A 22562-nucleotide genomic window follows, 5' to 3' on the forward strand; every position below is an offset into this window, starting at 1 on the left:
GTCAACGGTCGGGGGAGGCGGACGTGACGGTGGAGATCACCTCGCACGAGGAACTGCGCGACCTGCTGGGGGCGCCGATGCCCCGGGCGGTCGCCAAGGAACGCGCCGTGCTGCACGAGCGGGACCGGCAGTGGCTGGCCGCCTCGCCGTTCTGCCTGGTCGCCACGGCCGGCGCGGACGGCAGCTGTGACGTCTCCCCCAAGGGCGACCCGGCCGGCTTCGCCCTGGTGCTGGACGACACCACCATCGCGATCCCCGAGCGGCCGGGGAACCGGCGGGCCGACGGCTACCGCAACATCCTGGACAACCCGCACGTCGGGCTGATCTTCCTGATCCCGGGTCGCACCGACACGCTGCGGATCAACGGTCGGGCCCGCCTGGTCCGCGAGGCGGCGTACTTCGACGACATGACGGTCAAGGGGCACCGGCCGATCCTCGCCGTGGAGGTGACCGTCGAGCAGATCTTCTACCACTGCGCCAAGGCGTTCCTCCGCTCGAACCTGTGGCGGCCGGAGACCTGGCAGCCGGAGGTGCTGCCGCCCCGAGCCCGCCTGATCAAGGAGGTCGAGGCGCCGGCGGAGAGCCTGGCCGACCTGGAACGCCGCTACGGCCCGGCGTACCTCGACACCCTCTACCGGGGTTAGACCGAACGGCTACCGCCCAGTCGTCGACGAGGGTGACCCCGTCGGGCAGCGGGCCGGGCCGGGCTGGGCCGGGCAGTCGATCCCCCCGGGCCGACCCGTGGCCGCCGGACGTTCTTCCGGGTGGAGAGCCGCACCGCGAGGACGGCTGAGCCGTACCCGTCGCTCCGGTCCTCCCGCCGCTCTGCCCCATTGAGTCCGGCTCTCCACCGTCGCATTGATCGCGATGTTTGAGCAGGTCGCCAATCGGATAGCAGGGAGGCCCAGGGCACACTTCACAAAGGAGGCTCCGATGAGCCAGCCCGCATACGCCGAGCACCCGGCCGAGCACGGGCACCACGCGCCCGCCACCGGCGGCCAGGTCCGTGGCACCAACGTCATGGCGATCCTGTCGCTGGTCTTCGCCTTCGTCTTCTCCCCGGTCGGCATCGTCTTCGGCCACATCGCCAAGAAGCAGATCCGTCGCACCGGCGAGCAGGGCAACGGCCTCGCCACCGCCGGACTCGTGCTGAGCTACATCTTCACGATCCTCGGGATCCTCTGGATCATCTTCGTGTTCGTCGTCGCCGCCAACTCGGGCACCACGGCGAGCTGAGCCGCCGGGCCGGCACGGGCCGGGCGGGGGAGACACCGAACGGAACAAGCATGGGTACGGCGGGCGGTCACGATGACCACCCGCCGTACGCGCGCCTGGCTGCAGACCTGGACACGGCCATCGGCGCCCTCGACATCCGACGCGTCTGAGCCGACCGGCTCGGGCATCGGCCTCTCCGAATGGCTGGCGTCCCGTCGGACCGGCACGGACAGCTGTACGCCGGCGTTCAGGCCCGGAGCGGGCGGTCGGCGACGAGCAGCCCGGTCAGCAGGCTCCGGAGGGTCCGCTCGAAGAGGTCTCTTCGGGGCTCGGGCACCGAGGGCTGGCTGAACGCCGCGACCAGATGCGGGTACGCCGCGAGGTCGACGCCGGCGAAGGTGAACGACCGGGAGGTGGCCTCGCTGCGCGCGAAGAGGCTGACCACGCCGGTCATCATCGCGATCGCCTCGAACTTGGCGGTGACGGCGCAGCGGACGGGCTCCATGATCCGCAGGCAGTTGTCGAACCAGGCCAGGCTCTCCGGGCCGATACCGGACGTCCGGTGACTCACGTCGAGCAGCCACGGGTGGCGCCGGTGCAGCGCCAGTTGCCGGCGGCCCAGCTGCAGCATCGCGTCGAGCCAGTCGCCGTCCGCCTCCGGGTACGGCCGCAGTTCGCCCGCGACCCGGTCGGTCATCAGGTCCAGCAGGTCCTCCCGGGACGACAGGTACCGGTAGAGCGACCCGGCGCTGGTGCCCAGCGCGGTGGCGACGGCCCGCATCGACACCGCCGCCAGTCCTTCCGCGTCGGCCAGGGCGATAGCGGCCGCGACGATGGCGTCCCGACTGTGCGCCGGGGCGGGCCCGCGGCTGCCGCGTTCGGGCCTCGTCCAGATCGGCTGCCGGGACGAGCCGCCCTCGTCGGGATTCCTGGGTGCGTCGCTCACGGATCCACTGTAAACTGCAAACAGCGTTCGCGGTTGTTCGAGAGAAGGGCGGGCGAGTCATGGAGCGAATCACGGCATCCGACGGTGCGACCATCGTGCTGCACTCCACGGGATCCGGACCCGGGATCGTCGTGGTGCACGGCGGCGGGGTCACCATCGACGTGTACCGCCGGCTGGCTGCGGCCCTGGCCGACCGGTTCACCGTGCACCTCTACAACCGGCGGGGGCGGGCGGACGCCCCGCCCAGGTCGGAGCCCTACACGTTTGAGCAGGACATCGACGACCTCGCCCTCGTACTGGAGCACACCGGCGCCGGGAACGTCATCGGCCACAGCTCCGGCGGCTTCATCGTTCTGCAGGCCGCGCTCCGGCTGCCGATCGACCGGCTCGCGCTCTACGACGCGACGGTCTCCATCGATGGCGGCTTTCCCACCGCATGGCTCGACGCCGCGCGCGAGGCGCTGCGCGCCAGCGACACCGCCCGGGCCCTCGCCATCACGGCTGGCGGCATCAACACGCAGATGGCGGCGTCGAAGCTGCCGCTCGGCGTCCGGACCGCGATCTGCCGGGCGTTCCTTCGCACCCGGATCGGTCGAACGATGGGCGACCTGCTGCCAATCACCCTGGACGAGTCGCACCAGGTCCGGGTGCACGACGGTCCCGCCGACCAGTGGGCGGGGGTCACCGCCGAGGTGCTGCTGGCCTGTGGGGCCGACGGCCCGCCCTACTACGTCGAGCTCAACGAGGCGCTGGCCCGAGCGCTGCCCCGAGCCCGGACCCTGCGGATCCCCCGCAGCGGCCACGACGCCATCAACAGGGCGCACCCGAGGCTCGTCGACCCGCTCGCCGCGTTCTTCGCGGCCCCGGTGACCCCGGAGCGGGCGGATCAGGTGTGAGGCCGTTCGGCGGATTGACCCGTCATCGCCGACGGCGCGTACGGGATCGTCGCTCAACCCGCCTGGTAGCCGGAATGAACTCCGGCTCGCACGGCTCGGCGGCCGCCGGTAGACCTCGACCGGACGACCGTCCTCGGTGACAGGGCCAGGACCGCGGCTCTCCCAACGTTCCAACGTGGGCCAGCGCGACTCCCCCTGCGACCCCTCTCGGCGGGCGCCGGATGCGACGTCAGCGTCTCTGGTCGAGACGCCGAACTGTCACCTCACTGCGTCGAGGTCACAATGCAGCGCCGCAGCTCCTCAATCGCTTCCGGCGCGCCCTCGACCGTGACGCCGCTCGGCTCGCCGGTCCGCTCCCGGCCCCACAGCCAGCGCAGCACCGGCGTCGGCGGGCCGCTCACGATCACGTCGGCGGCGTCGTCCGCGCCGTGGTCCACGGTGAACAGCCCCGGGCCGCCCCGCAGGCGCCACGCCGCGCCGTCGGTCCGCACGGCGTACGACCGGCCGGGCGAGCCGGCCAGGATCCCGGTGAAGTAGTCGGGCCACTCGGCCACGGAACCGGAGTACGACGAGGAGTGGCTCGTGCTCGACGCCGTCGACGGTCGCGTCCTGGGACGGGCCTCGACCGACACCGCGGCCGCCGGCTCCCACCACGTCCCCCACCCCGACCTCGGCAAGATGGGCCTCAGCGTTGGCGAGGGCCAGGACGGCGTGCCGCTGCGGTGGGGTCGGTGGGACGGCGCCCGACTCACCGTCACCCGCATCGGGGATGACGACCGCTGCCTCATCGACGTCAGCCCGCGCGGGACGCGGTTCCTCACGGTCGCCCACGAGCAGGGGGAGCTGGCGATCCATCGCCTTCCCGACGGTGCGGTGATGCACGAGGTCGCCGCCTACCACCGGCTTCCGCCGCATTCCAGGGCGCCGTCGGACAGCGAGGAGGAGCCCTTCTGGGACTACCAGTGCGGCCTCGTCGACGAGCGCACGGTGATCGCGAGCACCGGGGAGAGGGGCGAAGAACATCAGGATCTCGTCGAGCAGCCCGGCCTGAATGCACTGCTTGGCGACGTTCGCGCCGAGTATGTTCGCGTACTTGCGGCTTGCCACCGGAGCCCGCCTCCGCACTACCCGGCTCGGCGCTGCTGCCGCATCCGACCTGCGGCCGTCCCGCGGGGGTATTACGGGTGATACTCGCCCCGGGTGCGTGGGAGCCATTGCGGGTGTTGGTCCCGGACGTACGTGGTGAGGGCCTCCCGCATTTCGCAGGCGAGGTTCCAGGCGCTGGGTGAGTCTGCGGCCCAGGCGCGTAGCTGGACGGCGACTGTTTGCGGTGTTACGTCGACCATCTGTAGTTGCCATTTGTTGTCGCGTTCCCACAGCGCGTTCACCTCCAAGAGGCGTTGCGCCTCGCTGCGCAGCTCGTTCAAATCGGCGGTGAAGTCCAGGTGCAGGGTGACTTCGCTGATCACCCGCGCGTCGTGTCGGGTCAAGTTTTGGAAAGCGCGTTCGGTGAAGAAGGTGGTGGGCACGGTTAGCCGCCGTTCGTCCCACATCCGCACGACGACGTGGGTAAGGTTCACCTCCTCGACGCGGCCCCACTCGTCGTTCACCACGACGACGTCGTCTTCCTGCATGGCGTGGGCGACAACCACCTGGAGTCCGGCGAGGACGTTGCCGAGCGTGCTCCGGGCGGCGAGGCCGACGACGACGCCGAGGACTGCGGCGGATGTCAGCAGGGATATGCCGAATGCCCGCACGGTGTCGAAGGTTGTCAGGACCCAGCCGATCGCCAGCACTGCGACGATAGCCCCGGCCAGTTTGCGGAGCAGCCGGATCTCGTTGCGGGTCCGCCGGATGGACGGATCCTTGCTGTGCGGGGGGAGTTGTAGCAGGGCGCCTGCCTCGGTGACGCGCAGTGCCTTGGCCACCAGCCAAGCGAATGCAAGGACCAATACCAGGCGCAGCGCGTTACGGCCGTGGGGCAACCAGTCATTGGGCAGGTCGGTGTATTGCAGTGTGAAGTACAGCGCAGCGAGTACCAGGATGAGGATTGTCAGGCGGCGGCAGGCGCGATAGGTCGGCATCAACAACGACCGGTAGGGCTCCCTCGCCGCCTTCTTGATGGCTACGCCAATGAGCCAGCCCACGAGCCAACCAGCGGCGACGGCAGCCGCGATGACCAGCGCCGTGCGAACCAACGCGACCGGGGCCAGCAGAGGAGCCGGCACCGCAACGTACGACGCGTGCCGTGCGTCGCCGTCTTCGCCCCCGCCGCTCCGCAGCGCCTGACACCACCGAGGTTTATCGAGAGGTAGCCGTGTCCGGTGCCGTCGCGTCATCAACTCCTCGGAGCGCCGACATCGACCGGACAGTCGCCTGCCAGCTAGCGCACCTAGCGGCCGATGGTCTCCTACGCACCCAGCGTCCCGGCCCTCGGCCATGAGGAAGCGTTTCGTACCGTACCGCTCCGCGCCGCCGAGGGTGGGCGTCAGCAAGGGGAGCTTCTTGTGGCCTGGGATACCCACAGGAGGGAATACCCATGGCGACAACGACTAACAGTGCTTTGTTAGGTGGGCGTTGGCCGTTTGCGGCAAATGATTCTGATCTTGCGGCGGCAGGTGCGGCAGGCGCCGGTCCAGGCTCGTGGCTAACGTTCGTCCGGTGGCGACTGTTGGCGTCCTCCGGGGGTCAGGCTGGAGTCAGGAACTGCCAGCTTGGGAATTGCCGATGTCGGCCTGTCTACCGAGTTGGCGGCCTGGTCGCGGCGGTCTCTCGTGGCCTCGGCTGGCCCCTGCTGTCCTGGCCCAATGGCACGCTACTGACACGCCGCGCTGCGCTCCTCGGCGTCGGGCGCAGGCGTTCCCACTGCGGGTCGTAACAGACCAGCCCGTGCTCGTCGTCGGGCATGTCGACCCACCGCCGCAGCAATGCCAGGACGTAGGCACGGATGCGTGGGGTTGGTGGCGGTTCCTCACCCTCCATGTACGCGGCATAGCGCTGGTCGTAGACACCAACCGCAACGCCGTCGTCGGCCGGGTGCTCGCCTTCCCAGACCGCCAGGTCGTAACTCATGCCGGGGGTCTGGCTGTCATGCCCGGCAGTTCCTAACGGCGGTGGCCACTGCCACTACCCCTGCCCGTGGCAGCGACTGCCACTGCCCACATGGGCAGTGGCAGCTGCGGCCTCAGCTCTGACCCGGACTCGGGGTCTCCGTGCCGCCGCCCGGCGACTCGGTGGTCCCACCCGGGGCCGGCGTGGTGCCGCCCGGGCTGGGCGTGCCGCTGGCGGTGGCCTGCGGCACCGGGATGCCCAGCTGCTGAGCCAGCTGCACCAGCGCGTCGTGGTGCGCCTGCAGCGTCGGCAGAGCGGACTTCGCCAGCTGGACCACCGACTGCTCGGAACCCTGCGAGATCTCCGTCTGGGTGGCCTGGATGGCCTGGACGTGGCCGGCCAGCTGGCTCGTCACCCAGAGCCGGTCGAACTCCTCACCGGTCTTCTCCACCTTCTCGATCTGGTCGAGCACCGACTGCTGGTCCGCGGTGGGCTTACTCGGCAGATCCACGTTGAGCTTCTTCGCGGTCTGCTTCACCGTCTCGTCCAGCTGGGTGTGGTCCGTCTTGAACATGGCGCCCAGGTCTTTGATTTCCTGGTTCTGGCTCTCCTCCTGGGCCTCTTCACCCGCCTTGATCTCGAACAGGTTGACCTGATGGAGCGCCTTCAGATATTGAGTGTCCTGCTTCGACGGCTGCACTGCGGCCTGCGCCACCCCGGCCGGTGCAATTCCCACCAGCACCAGCGCGGCCAGCAGGCCGAGGCGTTTGATACCCGACATGCTTCCCCCCTTGAGACGTTGGACCGCACGGATACCCTGCTGACCGGGGTTATTCCTGCGATTCACCTGTCCGGGGCGGGGCGGGGCGCACGGGCGGTTTTGGGCCGGGCGGGGTGACCAGGTACGCGGCGTCCTGATGCCACCAATGCCACCGCCCGAGGTGGGGGGAGTGCGATCGGACGGCTACCGAGCGCCGGCGCAACGACCCGAACATGCCGGTCGCCCAGGTTCCTGCAGAACGCACCCTGCTGCTGGTGGCCGCCGAGGACGCTAAGGTCCTCGGCTCACCGACGGACCACCGCCGACGGGCCACCCGATCCCGTCGCCACTCAAACTACGCGCTTTGCAGACGCAGCCAGTCGAAGAAGGGAACTCCTGGCTCGGCCGCTTTGTACTCAATCCAGCTAGTGAGCTTATCGACCTGGTCCCTGATCCCGTCTGCGTACGATGCGGGTAGAGCGCCGGATGGGGAGCTCTCGATGATGCGCTCGGCCTCTCGGGCGGTCTCAAGCCACTCCCCGGCCCCACCGTCGACTGGTCCTCGGCCCAAGTTCCACTCGTGGGTTCCATAGCCCACCCGGTCAAGCAACAGCTCGGCGAGCAGCCGCCAGGTCATCACATCGTCGGGATCCAGGGCGAGAGCCTCGCGAAGCAGTCCACCGTACGCATCTTCGTCCTCCCGGAACGACAGGACCCGACGGAGATCCAGGCTGACGGCTACACAGACTTGATATAGCCATCGCAGCTCGGGAACGCACGGTTGGGCGAGCCGTTCGAGTAGCGTCGGCAGGATCACCCGCTCGGCGAGCCCGGCGCGCAGGATTGACCCAAGCCAGAACTTGTCGGCAGTAGTAGGAGTCACATCAAGCCACCGCCAGCAGATGGCGTCGGTGACGATCCCACGGATCAAAGCCGGCGCTGTCACCACTTGAGCGGCGAGTTCCTGACTTTGCTGTTCAATGGCTCTCCGCTCCGCCTTCCACTCCTCCAGTCGCCCCTGCGGGATGGGCGCCGGACGCAGCAACGGCACCAATAGATCACGCAGGTCATCAGACAAGAGATCCAAGGCGGCCGGCTGAGGCACTGACATAGGCAGATCATGCCTGCCGCTCGCTCGACACCTTTCCCGCCATCCCGTTCGCCGTCGACCCGCCCCTTTGGGAGCGGGCCGCTGCCCGGGCTGCCAATTCCGACGGGCCGTGACGCAGGTACGGGCGCTGGCGGCCCGGGCGGTGGTCTGCTCGGCTTCGCCCGGGTCGACGGTGGGCGGTCGCCAAACTGTCCGCTGTGGTCGAGTGAATGAAGCTTTGGCTGCTCGCTTGGCTGTTCGGGGCTGCTCGCTTGGCCGTTCGGCTTCGCGACGGCGTGGTAAAGGCCCAGGTCATGATCGGCGATCAAGCCGGTGACCTGGGCCTTCCTCTGGAGCCGCCTGACGGAATCGAACCGTCGACCTACGCATTACGAGATCAAGTTGCCCACAACGGTCTACCTGCCCCAACCCCGCCTGGCCTGCGGAAACCCCTCTCGGCATCTCTCAGCGTCGGCGGCCGGGGCTCGACCTCTGGAGGACTGGATGAGGACTGAGACGGGCAACGCTTACGGCCATCTGATCCGTAGATTCCCAAGACCATGAGCCTTTTCCAACCTCCCACGTCACAAACAGCACTCCCTGCCCCGCCGGCTACGGCGTGGCCGCCTCCCGCAGGCGTAGGTGTCAGGGCTCGGCTGCGAGCGCGTCCTGGCGCGGCTTGAGCCTGACGTCGACCCGAGAGGTCAGATCCCGGCTCAAGCCGCCGCGCAGGAGCCGAATCCACGTGGGAGGCGCGCGACGGTGGGGTCGGCCAGGGTGAACGCGACCGGGGTACCCGGTGCGCCCCAACCGAAGCGGATGGCGTTTGGTCTTCATCCCGCAAGGTGCCCTGTGCTTCTTCGCACACGCGACTCAGCTTTCGAATTGACCAAGAAAAGGAACCTGGAATGGAGGGTGGCAGCACCGGGGGCCACGTTAGTTCGCTCGCGCACGCCCTTGCGCCGCGTTGTCCCGTTGCGGAATCGTCAATCGGTCCGGGTGCGGAGGCTCCGCGCCAGGGTGGGGATCATCACCGTCGCAGGGACGAGGTGTAGCCCGAGGAGGGCGGTGGTGGTGGCGGTGTTTGCCCCGGAGAGGAGGGGCGGGACCAACGAGATCGCGGTCAGCGACACTGCCGTCCACACGAATCGCTCGGCGGGGCGAGCGCTCCAACGAAGAAGAGCGACGGCAATGACGATGCCCACGACCGAGAAGAAGCCGGTCACCACGGCGAACCCGGACAACGGGATCGTCTCGCCACCATCGGGGACCTCGAAGTCGACGCCAACGGCCTGGGCAAGCGCAGCGGCGAGGGTGGCGGTGGCCACCATCGCTGCGAGCGTGGCAATGAAGCCGGTGCCGGCGAGCCCGCGGAGTCCGTGGGTGTGGCTGGTCTGGCCCGATGCCCGGCCTGCGACGACCCCGGTGTCATTCATGCTGTTCATGTCGTTCCTCCATCATTCGGTAACTGGCGTACGGGGTGTGTTGACTGGCATGTGACGGTCCTGGCCCTGGGCGTGACGATGCGCACCCTCGCCGTGCGACGGCCGGGGTTCCGCAGGGCGCGGACGCCGGTGCCGCGGAGCCAGAATCCGGCGTCGCGTCCGAGGACCGGCCCGGGCTCGCCGTCGCGCAGCTCCAGCTGCACCCGCCCGCGGGTGACGACGCCGAACGCGTCGCACCACTCCGCCGCGACCACCGCGACACGCGCGCCACCGCGCAGCGCGAGCGTCCACACCGGGACTACTCCGTGCCGTCCGCCGGCAGGCGCTCCGGCAGCCCGAGCCGCGGGAACTGGTCGTCGTGGAAGATGACGATCTCGGCGACCGCCCCGCCGGTGACGCGCAGGACGTCGATCGTCAGCGGCAGGTACGCGTCCTCCCGCTCCCGCCAGAGGTAGAAGGCGACGGCGGGCTGCCGGTTCACGGAGGTCAGGACGCCGCGCAGGTGCCCCATGTCTGCGAAGCCATCCTCCACCCAGTCGTTCACCACCGTGTCGCGGCCGACGCACAGGCCCGGCGTGGGCGGCATCGAGCAGCGGACGTCGTCCCGCAGCATGGCGGCAAGCCCGTCGATGTCCTTGGCCACGCTCGCGTCGGTGAAGCGGCGCACCAGCTCACGCGTCCCGGCGTCCTCCTCGCCCCCGGTCCAGTCCTGCCGCTCGGCGGGCAGGTGCTCCCGCATGCCGGCGCGGGCCCGCTGCAGCGCGCTGTTCACGGAGTTGACGGAGTCCCCGAGGAGCTCCGCGACGTCCTTCGCCGGCCAGCCGAGCACGTCCCGCAGGATCAGCACGGCCCGCGGGCGCGGCGCGAGGTGCTGGACTGCGACCAGGTACGCCAGCTCGATCGTCTCCCGCGCGACGGCGACGGTCTCCGGCTCGTCCGCGTCGCCCGCGGGCAGCTCGTCGAGCAGCCGGTCCGGGTAGGGCTGCAGCCACAGCACCTCGCCGCCGGTCGCGGGCTCCGGGCGGCACTTGGCGAGCAGGTCCAGGCAGGCGTTGGTGGCGATCCGGTACAGCCAGGCCCGGAACGTCGACCGCCCCTCGAAGGTCTCCCGCCGCCGCCAGGCACGGAGGAACGTCTCCTGCACGGTGTCCTCGGCGTCCTCGAACGACCCGAGCATCCGGTAGCAGTGCACGTGCAGCTCCCGCCGGTGCCGCTCCGCCAGCCCCGAGAACGCTGGCTCGTCGACCTCGCCCAGCCCGCTCCCGCCCAGACCGCTCCCGCCCAGACCGCTCCCGCCCAGACCGCTCTCGCCCAGACCGCTCACGCCCAGACCGCTCACGCCCAGCTCCTCCAGCCGCGTGTCCGCACTCATCACGTCATCCTTCCGTCTCGTCGTGTCCCGTCGTAGGTGTGACGGGTGCGGGCGCGACAACTCATCACTAGGGTCGGTCGGCATGGCTGAGCGTTTCTCATCCTTGGTAGGTCGGGTTTTCGACGTGGTGGAGAACGAGGATGGCCTGCACCATTGCGGTCGTCCGGGAGGGGCTGCAGCGCAGCTTGGTCAGGATTTTCCAGGTCTTGAGGGTGGCGACGGCGCGTTCGCCGCGGCAGCGGATCCGGGCGTGGGCCTTGTTCACGGCCTTCTGCTGGCGCGACAGCTTCGGCCGGTAGCGGTGCCGCTTGAACGGGGTACGCACGGAACCGCCGGCGCCTTGATACGCCTTGTCCGCGAAGGTCATCACGTCAGCGTTGGTCAACGCGGCGATGATGCCGTGGGTTCGCGCAGCAGTCAGGTCGTGTGCCGAGCGGGGAAGTACCGCCGACGCCCAGACGAGGCGTCCGGCCGCATCCGCGATTACCTGCACGTTCATCCCGTGCCGTCGGTGCTTCCGGAGTGGTACGGCTTCTGATCGTGCACGCGGTCGATCGGGATCAGCGTGCCGTCGAGGATGACGTAGGCCAGCAGCCGGATCCTGGTCATTGCCTCGTGCAGGTCGTTGGCGGCCGCGGCGAGCAAGGTGATCGCCTCGCGGATATAGCGCCAGGCGGTGGCAACCCCGACCTGGAATCCGGCGGCCAGGCGGGTGAGGGTGTCGCCGTTGCGCAGGTGGGCCAGGGCGAGCAGGGCCTGCCGGCCGGGGTCGAGTCGGCGCCAGCGGGATCGTCGCTGGTGGCGGTGGGTGCGGATCAGGTCGGCGAGGTGGTTCAGCGATCGGGTGGACAGCGGGATCGAGATCACCGCCGCGAGATGCCGGGAACGCCTGCTCGCGGTAGGGGAGTGGGTCACAGCTCGTGCCCGCTCGTGCCCGTCCGGGGCACCGGCTACTGGCACGCAACCGACATCTGATGTCCGCTTGCGAATCGGACAAGACCAAGAAGTGAGCATGGCGGCGGCGCCTGCTCGCGTGAGTCTAATGCGTCCTGATTTGACCTGGGTTGGCATCGACTTGTGGCCCTTGGATGGCCCGGGAGTCTCACCCGTGTCAATGAAATCCTAAGCTGTCGCGATGTCGGAGGAGCATGGATCGATCGACCTGGACGAGCACAATCATGAGTCCGCTGGTCCGGGCAGCATTCCTGACGACCGCCTGCGGGCCAGACAGACGACCGTCCTGCGCCTTGTCGCTGCCTTCGTAGCCGGCGGCGTGCTTGGCGCTATTGGTGTCAACGAGATGCGCGACTCGCGCGAACAACGGGAGCGGACCGCTTCGGTCGTACTCTTGGCCGTCCCCGCGTCGGCCGGCAGCGGGAATCCGAACGGCACAGGTCTCGTCCAGCTGAGCGGGCAACTAGCGCTGATCAACGCTGGCCCCGCGCCAATCACGGTCAGTGCCGCCAGGGCGCAGGAGCCGGGTGTCATCATCCATGACACCGGTCAGACCCGGCTGTTGCCCTCTGGCGGTACCGACCGAATCGACGTCAAGGTGCTGATCGACTGCGACACGGCCCTGGAGAGCGGCCCGTTGCCGATGCAGTTTTCGGTCAAGACCGATGACGAGCAAGTCAGAGAGGTCCGCCACCCCATCGCCCTCGTTGAAAGCGTCTGGCATGAGGCGATTGAGCGCACGTGCGAATCAGCCTATGGGGTGTTGGACAAGGACAGCAACGTCCGCCGGCTCGGATGAGACCTGTCCCCATACAACGAGTAGCGCCCTTCCGGATGATCTCCGGAGGGGCGTTTTCTCTGCTCAACGGCTGCGCGCCCGAAGGGACTCGAACTCCTAACCTTCTGATCCGTAGCCTGGGCCCGGCTGTCCAGCCCCGTGCAGGAGGGTCAGCAACTACTGGTCTCAGCGCTTCACTCGTCCGCTGCTGCGTCGGTCCGTCCAGTGCCGTTGCTGTCATCCGTTGCTGTCACTGCTGTCAGCTCGGCAAGCAGCTCCTGCGAGGGCTGCAAGGGCGCGAGGAGGTCACCCACGTATGCGGCACGCTGCTCCTCGCTGGCGTCCTGCCACCACTTGCCTGCTTCGGCCACGTGGTCACGAACGGCCTTGACGCGGTGAGGATGAGCGTCGGCCCTCCGCCAGTTACGCCATTCCCGGCTCGGGTCGGCGGCCTCAAGCGCATCGGCCAGGCGGTGCTGGATGGCGGCGATGAACGGGCTGCCCGCATACACGCTCCCGAGGTCATCGGACTTGCACTCCATGAGCATCCGATGAAGCGCCAAGACCTCGTGGTAGCCCTCGACACGTACCGCCTCAACGTCCACCGCCCAAGCTTGCCCGATGCGCCGCACCGTCAGTTTGGAAGGACGAAGATCACAGCCGCGAAGCACGTGGTGGGCCAGATCAGTGCATGAAACGCATGACCGTTCGTGCCCCCCCCCCCGATGACCGCCCGGGGCACCGGCTACTGGCACGTGGATGGCACGGGAAGCGCCATGCGCATGCGCGTTGTAGCGTGCGCTGTCATGACGTTGACGGCGGTGCACGTCCCCACGCGGAGGCCCCTGTGACGCGCCATCGGCGGCTCCTGATCGCCGCGACGCTAGCTGTCGCACTGTGCGCCGGGTATCTCTCGGCCACCCTCGGCCATCGCCTCGATCACGGCAGCTCGTGGTGGCACGGGGCTGACGCGGAGTCCCGCGCGGAAGGGCCGAGGACGGAGGTGCGGTTCGCGTTCAATCCCGGAGGGCAAATCACGTTCGGCGCGTCCATCCGCAATCCCGGTCCGTCGCCGGTCACGATCACCGGCATCGCGGTCGATGACGGTCCTGCCGATCAGCACGTGTTCAAGGTCGCGCGCTTGGCGGCAAACCATGCCGTCGATGAGTCCACTGCCGTCGTGTTCGACCCGGCTACGGCGGCACCGTTCCGGTCGATCAGGGTGGGAGCGGGCATGGAGCTGCCGGTCTTCGTAACGATCACGATCCCGAACGTGGAGCAGGCTCCCGGAGCAGGGCTTTTCTTCGATGACCTCGCGGTCGACTACGACGTGCTCGGCCTGTCTCGCCACCAGCGGGTGCCGATGGGCTTCCGCTTGTTCGTCCACTCTCCAAAGGGCTATGTCCCAGACTGACCGGCGAAGACCGGAAACCGCCTTGGGAGGTGGCAGGGTGATTGCGGCCTAAAGCGGATCTCCTCGTCGGGCAGTCGCCAGACCGTCCAGCCTCCCCGGACGGGGGCAAGGTGGAGCGCCCTACCGGACGTACGACCTTGGCCCCGTCCGGGGAGGCTGGTAGCCCTTGTGGTGCCCGGCGAGGTGATCCGCCCCGGCCGATCTCTGAGGAGGGCCGGGGTTCGGGGCGGAGCCCCGAGGTCTTCAAGGGCTTGGTCGTCCCAAGTGTGGCCGGCCGGCCCGGCCGATGCCGGCCGGAGGTCGCCAGCAGGCCGGGGCCGGGCCGGCGCGGCCCGCTTGCGGGCCGCCTTGATCTGATAGAGCCCAATTCGGCAATGCACGCGACATAGCCGATGTCCCTGACACTGAGACATGCTTGACAGTCGCGTCCCACCAGACGCTTGACATGATCGATATTTGGCTTCTTTATCGCGTGAGGTTGCGGGCCGTAGAGGCTGGCACTGGGCGCTGGGGAACAGGCCCGTCACGGGGCGCACGGTCAGCGGCCGACGCCCTTAGCATGGGTCAGTGATCGACTCTTGGCTGCCCGCGCTGTTCCTCCGGATCCGGCCGTGAGGCGCCGGGTGGTCGGCATCGTCGCCCTGGTCGCACTGTCGGTGCCCCAGGTCGGCTGCTTCCCCGGGCCGTTCGACTGCCCAGAGCCGGAGGTGACGGTTGACGCGTCCGTGCACACCGAAACCGCGCGGATCGAGCGGGAGCTGCAGCCGCTGGGCCGGGTACTGGAGGTCCACTGGTTGGAGTGGACCGAAAGCGGCCGCTGCGACTTCAACGTCGGCGACCTCATCTTGCTGCGGGAGGGCGTGGCTAGGGTTGCGCCCGCCGATGTCGCCAGGGTGACCCTACTGACGGCATCCGACGCCGGGGAGCTCCCCGGCGATCGGGTGCCAGATCCCCGGCTGTCGTCCTGGCTGCCGTCCGCAGCGCAGTGGCATAGCGGGACGGGCCTGGATTGGCGCGACGGTGAGGAAGGCTCGTTCGTGTCCGCCTCGTATTGGCTGGACCCGGCGAGCGGCGTCGTCTACTTCCGATCCGACGCCGACTACGACCCAGCGGCGACTCCGACCGCCTCACCCATCGTGTTGCGCTGACTCAAGCAGGCGGACCCCGTCGTGGTGCCTGATGATGGGTCCTCCCTCGTCCCTGAGGGCGTCCAGGATGCGGGCGGCGAAGGTTTCGTTCATCTCAGCCGCTGGTCGACGTGCTGCGCGGTCGTTGCAACGGATGGAGCGGGAGGCGGCCGGAGATCGCTGGCACGAGCATGGCTTGCTGTTCACCACGAAGATCGGCACGCCGATCGAGCCTCGCAACATCCATCGGCACTTCGACCAGTTGTGCGAACGGGCGGGGGTTCGGCGAATTCGCGTGCATGACCTGCGCCATTCGTGCGCGACGCTGCTTTACGACCAGGGCGTGCCGCTCGAACGGATTCAGGACGTGCTTGGGCACAGCTCCCCACCGTCACCAAGTCGATCTACGTGGAGGCGACGCGCCGGGTGCAGCAGGACGCGGTCGACCGGCTCGGGTTCCTCTTCGATGCGTAGGCGTAGGGGTCAGCCGTGGGGGTCAGAAAGATCAAAGGCCGGTCTCCCGTGATGGGAAACCGGCCTTTGACCTGCTGTGCGCCCGAAGGGATTCGAACCCCTAACCTTCTGATCCGTAGCCTTGGCGAGGCCGTCCAGAGCGGTTCGGCGCAGACTTCGGCCAGTGGTCCGACGCCTGCGGCCGTCCGCGCTCGTCCTCACCCGTCCGGCGGCGTTGCTGTCAATAGTTGCTGTCAAGAATCGGGGGCGCCCGCCGGCAGCACGGGCGTCCGGTTGTCAGGATGCCTGGCATGGACGACGACCATCGCCACCTGCTGCCCCTCATAGACGCCTTGCTTGCCGCCGGCAATGCCCTCGAACCTCATCCGGCAACCGAAGAGGCCTTCCGTCCAAGCCAGGGCGGCTACTACTGCCAGCTAGCGAAGCCGATTGATTTCCAGGTTCTTCAGGGTCTACCACTCGGCGAGAAGGTGCACCTGGTGGAGCAGGCGGACTACATCTGGTGCGAGCACTGCTGGGCCGAGATCCGCGGCGGTGGACACAAGCAGGCCGAGACTGGGTGACCTACGGATTATGAGATCAAGTTGCCTACCCCGGACCACCTGCACGGACCGGGACCTAACAGGGGAAAGGCCTTTAGGTAGCCACCACTGGCGGGGGTGTTATGCCGCAGGGCACGGAAATTCGTTGGCCCCGCTCACATCAGGCGACTAGAACTGGGTGTCATGCCCGCTGACTCGGCTCTCGCCGCACCTCGGCTCACCACGGCCCACCTCGTCCTCGTCCCGCTGGACGCCGGCACCGCCGATGCGGTACGGGTTGGCGATCTGAGCGGCCTCACCCCCGGCGACGGATGGCCACATGCGGACACCCTCGACGGCCTGCACGGGATCGCCGCCGGTCGCGCGTTCGGCTGGCTGGTGACCCTCGACGGGGTGGTCGTCGGTGACTGCGGCGTGCACACCGCTGCCGACGAACGGGGGGACATCGAAATCGGGTACGGGTTGGCCGCGCCGTTCCGGGGCCGCGGCTACGGCACCGAGGTGGTCGCCGCGATCACCCGCCACCTGCTGTCCCGGCCCGGCATCCGGCAGATCGTCGCGGGCACCGAGCAGGACAACCAGCCGAGCCGTCGGGTCCTGGAGCGCGCCGGCTTCACCGTCACCGGCCAGGACGGCGACGAGGTGCGGTACGCGGTGGTCGACCCGCCGGTGTCGATCCTGCTGGTCTCCGGCAGCACCCGCCAGGCGTCCACGAACACCGCCGCCCTGCTGGCCGCCGCCGCCGTCGCTCCGCCCGGCGTCGCCACCGAACTGTACGACGGGCTGGCGGACCTGCCGGCGTTCAACCCCGACCTCGACCAGGAGTCGGTCCCGCTGCCGACGGCCGTCGCCCGGCTGCGAGAACGGATCGACGCGGCTGACGGCATGCTGCTGTGCACTCCCGAGTACGCCGGCACGCTGCCCGGCAGCTTCAAGAACGTGCTCGACTGGACCGTCGGCGGCGGACAGCTGTACGGCAAGCCGGTGGCGATCCTGAACGTCGCGGCGCCGGGCCGGGGTGACGGGGCGCAGGCCACCCTCCGCGTCGTCCTCGGCTACGTGTCGGCGGAGATCAGCGAGGTCGCCAGCGTGCGGCTGACCGTGCCCCGCGACGCCGTGGGGCCGGACGGGCTGCTCGTCCGCGACGGCATCCGGGACGAGCTGCGCCGGCTGCTCACCGCCTTCGCCGCCGAGCTGCGCGAGCGCGTGCCGGTCGGCTCGTTCACCGGGTGAGCCCCGACCTACGGGCGCTGCACCCACTCGATCGGGTTGTCGTCGGGTCGGCCAGGGAATCGAACCCGCACTGTCAGCTAGGGAAATGCCGATGCCCGGCTGGTTGCTGGGTTGGCGGCCTGGTCTCGGCGGTCTCTCGTGCCCTCGGCTGACCCCTGCTGTCCTTTCCTAATGGCACGCTAATGAGCTACGAGAGCACGTGGGCGCGGACAAGCTCCGAGCCGTCGAGGCTCTGATCAAGGCAATCGATCAATCACCCGAGAACATCGACGAGTGGATCACGTGGGCCGTGGAGGTCTTCCCGGTGATCCACGACCGGGGCAATCCGGAGGACTGAGACAGCCGCACCGTCAGTTTGGAAGAGCGTGCTCAAGCGGTCGTGATGCCCGAAACGCCTGCGGGCGGCGGCCGGCTCGGTTGCGTCTCCTGCCCGCTCGTGCCCGTTGCGCGCCGCGGTTACTGGCCCACGGATGGCCCATGCCGGCCTTCGGATGAGAAGCAAATCGCGGATGGCTGGTCGGGCAGCTGCACACCTGGTCAGCCTGTCCGCCGCTGTCGGGCAGTGTCGGCATCGGCGGGCGGGCTTGGCTGTACGGATGGCTGTACGACAAGCCGCTGCTGACGATCTGATCCGTAGATTCCCAAGGCCACTCCCCAGTCGTTCGGCGCGGTCCGCTTCACCCTGGTCGTCGCGCTCTCGGCAACTTAACTGGTTCGATTTCGTCCGCCCCAGTTCGTCCCGCTGGCTCCCACGTGTGGCTCCCCACCGGCTGGCGGCGGTCGTGCAGGACTGATAGACAATTACTGATCCCAAGGCCTGCCTCGTCCGTTGGTGCGTCGGCCAGTCCAGATCCACCCGCCAACGCGAGGCGCTGCTATCGTCCGACCGGTGTCTAGGGTGGCCCGCCTTTCCGTCGGACCGATGCTCACGGTCGGCTGTAGCGCGCTGCTCGCCGTCGGGCAGCCGTGGCTCGCCAGCCGTACCCGGGTCCTCGACTGGCATGCCTGCTTCTGCGACCCAGGCGGCGATCAGTCCAGCTTGTTCATCACCACGTTCATCACCTGGTTTCAGACCATGGCAGTCCTGGGGGGTGCGCTGGTCGGTCGGCTCGCGGTGCCTCGATCGAGTGGCCGGGGCCGGGCGGCGACAACAATGGCGCTGAGCCTGGCGGCGGCGCTGGGCGCACTGGCCGGCATTCCGGCGGCCGTCCGGGAGGCGGCGGTTGGGCAGCGACCGCCATACATCGGACTAACCGTGGCCTCCGTACGTGAGGCCGCGATCGTCGGTCTCGTGCTCGGCGCCTTGGCAGCGTTCGGGACGCTTTGGTCTGCCCGGGCGGCTGTCGGCGCCACGCTGGGCTGGGCATGGCTGTGGCTGGTCGGACTGGCGTCAACGTCGCACAGCGGCGGGTACACGGCCGCACTCGGCATGCTGTACGGCTACGAGGGGAGGAAGGGCACCGACGCGCTCTTGGCAGACATCGTTCCGCTGGCGGTCATGGCGGCGATTACCGCCGGCACCGCCTGGTGGGGGACACGCCGCGGTCGACCGAGGTACGCGGGGATGTACGCCGCGATGCTCGGGCCATCACTCGTCCTCGTCGCCTACCTCAGCTCGGGCTTTCCTGCCGACAACACGGGAGGCCTCCAGAACGCGTTCGCCCTGGTGCTGATCACGATGATGGCCGCTGCGGGCGGAGCTGCCGCGGGGGCCTGGCGGGGTCCCTGTCGGCATCGACTTCTTGACCCCCTGATCATCATTCTGGCGATCGCGGGCATCCTCAGCGCCGCGGGGGTTGGCGTCGCGCCGGTAGTCTTCGGCCCTGCTCCCTTCAGCAACCCCTTGACCGGAACCCTTGTCGTGGCAGCGCTCCTCACACTGCCCTTCCTTCCCGGCGTCGCCGACTCAGCGACCGCCAGTCATCGAGATCAAGTTACCTACTCTCCGCGCCCCTGAAGCGGATCTCCTCCTCGGGCAGTCGTAGACCGTCGAGCCTTCCCGGACGGGGCCAAGGTGGAGCGCCCTACCGGACGTACGACCTTGGCCCCGTCCGGGGAGGCTGGTAGCCCTTGTGGTGCCGGGCGAGGGGATCCGCGGCGGCATCTCTGAGGAGGGTCGGGGTTCGGGGCGGAGCCCCGAGGTGTTCGTGGTCCTGGTCGTCTGCAAGTGTGGCCGGCCGGCCCGGCCGATGCCGGCCGGAGGTCGCCAGCAGGCCGGGGCCGAGCTGGCCCGTCTTCTCCGGGCGCTGGCAACGCGCGCTCCTGCTACGCCCCCGAACGGGCCTCGCGACACGCGCGCCCTCGGACACACGAAGGCCGGACACGGCGAGCGTGCCCGGCCTTCCTCGACGTGATCAGCCGAGCGTGAGCTCGAACGCCCCGTCCTTGTGCTTGTGGATCTTGTACGTGGCCGCCGAGGCGAAGTCCTCGCCGCCGACGAACCTGCGGCCGCCCTCGCTCGGGTAGTACTCGAACCGGATGTGCTGCTCGCCGACGAGCTGCCTGGCGACGCCGACGTTCGGTTCGGAGATCCACCACACACCGGCGATGTCGCCGGTGTCGGCGTTGCGGGCGACCACGTACCCGTTGAACGGCGTGGTGCTCGCCACCGTCACCGTGACCCCGGCCTCGAGCCGGTAGTCGTAGGTGGTGGTGCCGCCCGCGACGACCGTGATCCGGTCGGCCCGGTCGCGGTTGGCCTCGCCGCCGCTCCACTGCATGGCCTGCCCGTACACGTCGAACAGGAGCGGCCACTGGTACGGGCCGAGCTTGTCGATCCGGTAGCGACCCTCGTCGCCGATGGCGAAGGCGCCGAAGCCGCCGCCCAGGCCGACCGGCTCACCGGCGATCCGGACGGCCCCCTGGGACAGCGCGGCACCGTCCGGCCCGAAGACCTGACCGGTGATGACACCCGCGCGATCCATCCGGATGACCGGCGGCATGACCGTCTCGCCGGACTCCACCGCGAACTGCGTGGCGCTCCGCAGGTCGCCGGTGCCGCCGCGCGGACCGAGCCACTGGGCGCCGTAGCCCTCGGCCTGGTCCGGCCAGGCCAGCAGCTGGTAGGTGCCCGAGCCCTTCGAGATCATCTGGGTGACCTTGCCGTTCGCGTCGGTGACCTCGCCACAGCCGTCCGGCATCCGGACCTCGTCGACGCGCACCGGGACGATGCACACGCCGGCCAGCGGAGCGCCGGTCGCGGCGTCCACCACGGTGGCGGTGATGCGGGCCAGCGGCTCCATGACCAGCCTGACGTCGACCTGCTCGCCGGCGACGACCGTCACGGAAGCGCCGTCGAAGGAGTAGCCCGAGGCGTTGGCCCAGATCTCGTGGGTGCCGATGGGGACGGTCGGGTAGATGACCTCGCCATTCTCGGTGTCACGCGCGTCGAGGCCGATGCTGGAGGTGAAGTTCAGGATCGGCTGGCCCGTACGCGAGTCCACGGCGGTGAGGCGGACGCTGCCGGTCGGCAGCTTCTGGTCGTCGACCGTGGTGGTCTGGCCCTCGGTGACGGCGAACCGGGCCGCCGCCGACTGGTCCACCGTGCCGTAGGCGTACTGCTGCAGGAACAGCGCCGAGTTGGAGAACTGGACGGTGTAGTTCGTGCCGACCGGGACCTGGTCGACCCGGTAGCGGCCGCCCTCGTCGGTCTGGGCACCGCCAAAGAACTGGCCGTTGCTGACGTAGACGTCCACGCCGGACAGCGGCGCGCCGGACGTGTCGGTGAAGCGGCCCGCCACGGTGCCGGTGGGGACCAGGGTGTCGTTGACCGTCACCGTGCCGCCCGCCGTGACCGCGAAGACCGTCGCGGCGTCGCGGTCCAGCGTGCCGTACGCGAACTGGCCGAACGCGCCCACGTCGAACCGGACCCGGTAGCTGCCCGGCACGACCTGGATGGTGAAGTTGCCGTCCGGATCCGTGCTGCCGTAGCCGGAGCTGCTGTAGTCGACGGCCTCGGCGCTGACGGACACGAACGGCACCGGGGCACCGGTCCGGTCGACCAACCGCCCGGTGATGGTGCCGACCGGCAGCAGCTCGTCATCGACTACCGTCGCGCCGCCAGCCGTCACGGTGATGAGATTCGCCGACGACCAGTCGGTCTTGCCGTAGGCGAATTGCGTCGGGTGCCCCCAGGCCTCGAAGTTCACCCGGTACTTGCCCGGAGGGACCGCGTCGAACGCGTAACGGCCCTGCTCGTCGAGACTCGTGTAATCCCAGTGGCCGACATCGTCGCCGTAGAGGTAGACGGAGCCGCCGGTGACCGCGACTCCGCCGTCGGTCAGCTGGCCCGTGATGGAGCCTGTGTCTGCCGCCTGGGCCGGCGTGGCCAGCCCGGTCAGGGCCAGGGTGGCACCCAGCAGCAGTGCGCCGAACCGGCGCAGCATTGATCTTCTCATGGTTCCTCGGGGTGTGAGAGGAGTGAGGATGTGTCGCGAACACGACCCGCGTCGGCCCGTCAGCCTAGCGGGGGGGCGCACTCGCTGTCCCACACCGGATCAGGTGAAGAACGCCGCGGCGAGGTCCTCGTCAGTGAGCGGGCTGGGCACGACCCCGATCAGGTTCTTGTCAAAGACCAGCACGTCCCGGCCGTGCACCAGGGGCAGCGCGCGATGGCAGTCCCCAACACGATCAAGGTTCCGGTTCCGTTCGAGTACGTGTGGCCGCACGGCGCGCTGCTTCTGGGTGTGAAGCCGGTGACGGACTTCGACAAGCGCGGCCAGGGCGATGACCAGGCGCGTGACAAGGACACGGGCGAGCGGCTGTGGGTGGTCAAAGTGCTCGACCTGGACCCGGAGGCCGGGAACAGGTCCACAAGCGGGAAACCCTCGGCATCGGCGGCCGACGCGTCCTCATCTCCCGCCAGTGGTCCGGCAAGACCCTGGCCGACCACCGCGCCGACCGGAAGGAGTGGGTCAAGGCCCTGCTCCGGATCGCCACCGACGCCGACACCGCCCCGCCCGGTGGCGAACACCGGCATGCCTGGGAACTCGCCAAACCCACCGACCCCGACGTGCCACCCCTCGGGCATCGGGTCCTGCGGGCGATCTCCGAACGCATCCAGTGGCGGGCGCAGCTCGATGCCGCGAGACCCCTGGGTGTCCCATCACAAGATCCCCTTGCCGCAGCCGGTTGGTCAGTTCAGTCACGTGCTCTTCTGCTCGCCCGCGCTCGGTCGGCCCATGCAGGCCTGCCCGTCCATCGCCGCGAGAGTCGCCACCGCGGCTCCGATCTTCGACTGCGAAATCGGCGACGCTGACCCAGAGG

The 22562-nt window shown here is 69.1% G+C and carries 23 protein-coding genes and 1 pseudogene; 13 read left to right on the top strand and 11 right to left on the bottom strand.

What is annotated here, in order from left to right; all coding sequences use genetic code 11:
• The first annotated feature begins 23 nt into the window (after nucleotides 1-23).
• Complete coding sequence (locus tag ACLQ2U_RS00715) at nucleotides 24-644, top strand: pyridoxamine 5'-phosphate oxidase family protein (protein ID WP_425748525.1); 621 nt, start codon at nucleotides 24-26, stop codon at nucleotides 642-644.
• Between the two features lie 289 nt (nucleotides 645-933).
• Nucleotides 934-1236: a DUF4190 domain-containing protein gene (locus ACLQ2U_RS00720; RefSeq protein ID WP_425748526.1), complete on the top strand. Its 303-nt coding sequence runs from the start codon at nucleotides 934-936 to the stop codon at nucleotides 1234-1236.
• Nucleotides 1237-1462: 226 nt separating this feature from the next.
• On the opposite strand, the gene ACLQ2U_RS00725 is transcribed toward ACLQ2U_RS00720, so the two are convergent.
• Nucleotides 1463-2161 (bottom strand): TetR/AcrR family transcriptional regulator, encoded by a 699-nt coding sequence (locus tag ACLQ2U_RS00725; RefSeq protein WP_425748527.1) that lies wholly within the window; start codon nucleotides 2159-2161, stop codon nucleotides 1463-1465.
• A 59-nt stretch (nucleotides 2162-2220) separates the two neighbouring features.
• Between ACLQ2U_RS00725 and ACLQ2U_RS00730 the strand changes: the two genes are divergently transcribed.
• Nucleotides 2221-3057, top strand: coding sequence for an alpha/beta fold hydrolase (locus ACLQ2U_RS00730; RefSeq protein ID WP_425748528.1), 837 nt, complete (start codon nucleotides 2221-2223; stop codon nucleotides 3055-3057).
• A 263-nt stretch (nucleotides 3058-3320) separates the two neighbouring features.
• Here the strand turns inward: ACLQ2U_RS00730 and ACLQ2U_RS00735 are convergent, their stop codons facing one another.
• Nucleotides 3321-3611, bottom strand: a complete 291-nt coding sequence (locus ACLQ2U_RS00735) for a hypothetical protein (protein WP_425748529.1) — start codon at nucleotides 3609-3611, stop codon at nucleotides 3321-3323.
• A 28-nt stretch (nucleotides 3612-3639) separates the two neighbouring features.
• On the opposite strand from ACLQ2U_RS00735, the gene ACLQ2U_RS00740 reads away from it, so the two are divergent.
• Nucleotides 3640-4245, top strand: coding sequence for a hypothetical protein (locus ACLQ2U_RS00740; protein WP_425748530.1), 606 nt, complete (start codon nucleotides 3640-3642; stop codon nucleotides 4243-4245).
• Here ACLQ2U_RS00740 and ACLQ2U_RS00745 read toward each other — a convergent pair.
• The 7 genes and pseudogenes from ACLQ2U_RS00745 to ACLQ2U_RS00775 form a co-directional block, all read right to left on the bottom strand.
• Nucleotides 4236-5285, bottom strand: a complete 1050-nt coding sequence (locus ACLQ2U_RS00745) for a mechanosensitive ion channel family protein (RefSeq protein WP_425748531.1) — start codon at nucleotides 5283-5285, stop codon at nucleotides 4236-4238. The genes ACLQ2U_RS00740 and ACLQ2U_RS00745 overlap by 10 nt on opposite strands.
• Nucleotides 5286-5796: 511 nt before the next feature.
• Nucleotides 5797-6129 carry a hypothetical protein gene (locus ACLQ2U_RS00750; protein ID WP_425748532.1) on the bottom strand — a complete coding sequence of 111 codons (333 nt, stop codon included), beginning with the start codon at nucleotides 6127-6129 and terminating at the stop codon, nucleotides 5797-5799.
• 112 nt (nucleotides 6130-6241) lie between these two features.
• The gene (locus ACLQ2U_RS00755) at nucleotides 6242-6889 is read right to left on the bottom strand and encodes a DUF4142 domain-containing protein (RefSeq protein ID WP_425748533.1); all 648 of its coding nucleotides are present in this window, start codon (nucleotides 6887-6889) and stop codon (nucleotides 6242-6244) included.
• Between the two features lie 334 nt (nucleotides 6890-7223).
• Entirely contained in the window at nucleotides 7224-7979 is a 756-nt protein-coding gene (locus tag ACLQ2U_RS00760) for a hypothetical protein (protein ID WP_425748534.1), read from the bottom strand.
• 965 nt (nucleotides 7980-8944) lie between these two features.
• A complete protein-coding gene (locus ACLQ2U_RS00765; RefSeq protein ID WP_425748535.1) occupies nucleotides 8945-9403 on the bottom strand; it encodes a DUF6069 family protein in 459 nt (152 codons plus the stop codon).
• A 298-nt stretch (nucleotides 9404-9701) separates the two neighbouring features.
• On the bottom strand, nucleotides 9702-10775 hold the full coding sequence (locus ACLQ2U_RS00770) for an RNA polymerase subunit sigma-70 (RefSeq protein WP_425748536.1): 1074 nt from the start codon (nucleotides 10773-10775) through the stop codon (nucleotides 9702-9704).
• Nucleotides 10776-10872: 97 nt separating this feature from the next.
• Nucleotides 10873-11642: pseudogene (locus ACLQ2U_RS00775) on the bottom strand (transposase family protein).
• Nucleotides 11643-11910: 268 nt separating this feature from the next.
• Between ACLQ2U_RS00775 and ACLQ2U_RS00780 the strand changes: the two are divergent.
• The gene (locus tag ACLQ2U_RS00780; protein ID WP_425748537.1) at nucleotides 11911-12528 is read left to right on the top strand and encodes a hypothetical protein; all 618 of its coding nucleotides are present in this window, start codon (nucleotides 11911-11913) and stop codon (nucleotides 12526-12528) included.
• 173 nt (nucleotides 12529-12701) lie between these two features.
• Here ACLQ2U_RS00780 and ACLQ2U_RS00785 read toward each other — a convergent pair whose 3' ends face one another.
• A complete protein-coding gene (locus ACLQ2U_RS00785) occupies nucleotides 12702-13112 on the bottom strand; it encodes a hypothetical protein (RefSeq protein ID WP_425748538.1) in 411 nt (136 codons plus the stop codon).
• 398 nt (nucleotides 13113-13510) lie between these two features.
• Between ACLQ2U_RS00785 and ACLQ2U_RS00790 the strand changes: the two genes are divergently transcribed.
• From ACLQ2U_RS00790 to ACLQ2U_RS00820, 7 genes are all read left to right on the top strand, one after another.
• Nucleotides 13511-13921 (top strand): hypothetical protein, encoded by a 411-nt coding sequence (locus ACLQ2U_RS00790; protein ID WP_425748539.1) that lies wholly within the window; start codon nucleotides 13511-13513, stop codon nucleotides 13919-13921.
• Between the two features lie 623 nt (nucleotides 13922-14544).
• Nucleotides 14545-15069, top strand: a complete 525-nt coding sequence (locus tag ACLQ2U_RS00795; protein ID WP_425748540.1) for a hypothetical protein — start codon at nucleotides 14545-14547, stop codon at nucleotides 15067-15069.
• Between the two features lie 133 nt (nucleotides 15070-15202).
• On the top strand, nucleotides 15203-15574 hold the full coding sequence (locus ACLQ2U_RS00800; RefSeq protein WP_425748865.1) for a tyrosine-type recombinase/integrase: 372 nt from the start codon (nucleotides 15203-15205) through the stop codon (nucleotides 15572-15574).
• A gap of 238 nt (nucleotides 15575-15812) precedes the next feature.
• Nucleotides 15813-16085, top strand: coding sequence for a hypothetical protein (locus ACLQ2U_RS00805; RefSeq protein ID WP_425748541.1), 273 nt, complete (start codon nucleotides 15813-15815; stop codon nucleotides 16083-16085).
• Nucleotides 16086-16247: 162 nt separating this feature from the next.
• Nucleotides 16248-17297 carry a GNAT family N-acetyltransferase gene (locus ACLQ2U_RS00810; protein ID WP_425748542.1) on the top strand — a complete coding sequence of 350 codons (1050 nt, stop codon included), beginning with the start codon at nucleotides 16248-16250 and terminating at the stop codon, nucleotides 17295-17297.
• A 199-nt stretch (nucleotides 17298-17496) separates the two neighbouring features.
• Entirely contained in the window at nucleotides 17497-17634 is a 138-nt protein-coding gene (locus ACLQ2U_RS00815) for a hypothetical protein (protein ID WP_425748543.1), read from the top strand.
• A 585-nt stretch (nucleotides 17635-18219) separates the two neighbouring features.
• The gene (locus ACLQ2U_RS00820) at nucleotides 18220-19254 is read left to right on the top strand and encodes a hypothetical protein (protein ID WP_425748544.1); all 1035 of its coding nucleotides are present in this window, start codon (nucleotides 18220-18222) and stop codon (nucleotides 19252-19254) included.
• 397 nt (nucleotides 19255-19651) lie between these two features.
• Here the strand turns inward: ACLQ2U_RS00820 and ACLQ2U_RS00825 are convergent, their stop codons facing one another.
• Nucleotides 19652-21694 (bottom strand): MSCRAMM family protein, encoded by a 2043-nt coding sequence (locus ACLQ2U_RS00825; protein ID WP_425748545.1) that lies wholly within the window; start codon nucleotides 21692-21694, stop codon nucleotides 19652-19654.
• A 365-nt stretch (nucleotides 21695-22059) separates the two neighbouring features.
• On the opposite strand from ACLQ2U_RS00825, the gene ACLQ2U_RS00830 reads away from it, so the two are divergent.
• Nucleotides 22060-22554, top strand: coding sequence for a replication initiator (locus ACLQ2U_RS00830; protein ID WP_425748546.1), 495 nt, complete (start codon nucleotides 22060-22062; stop codon nucleotides 22552-22554).
• Nucleotides 22555-22562: the final 8 nt, after the last annotated feature.

The organism is Micromonospora sp. DT47 (genome assembly GCF_049844475.1).
In the GTDB taxonomy this organism is placed as follows: Bacteria; Actinomycetota; Actinomycetes; order Mycobacteriales; family Micromonosporaceae; genus Micromonospora.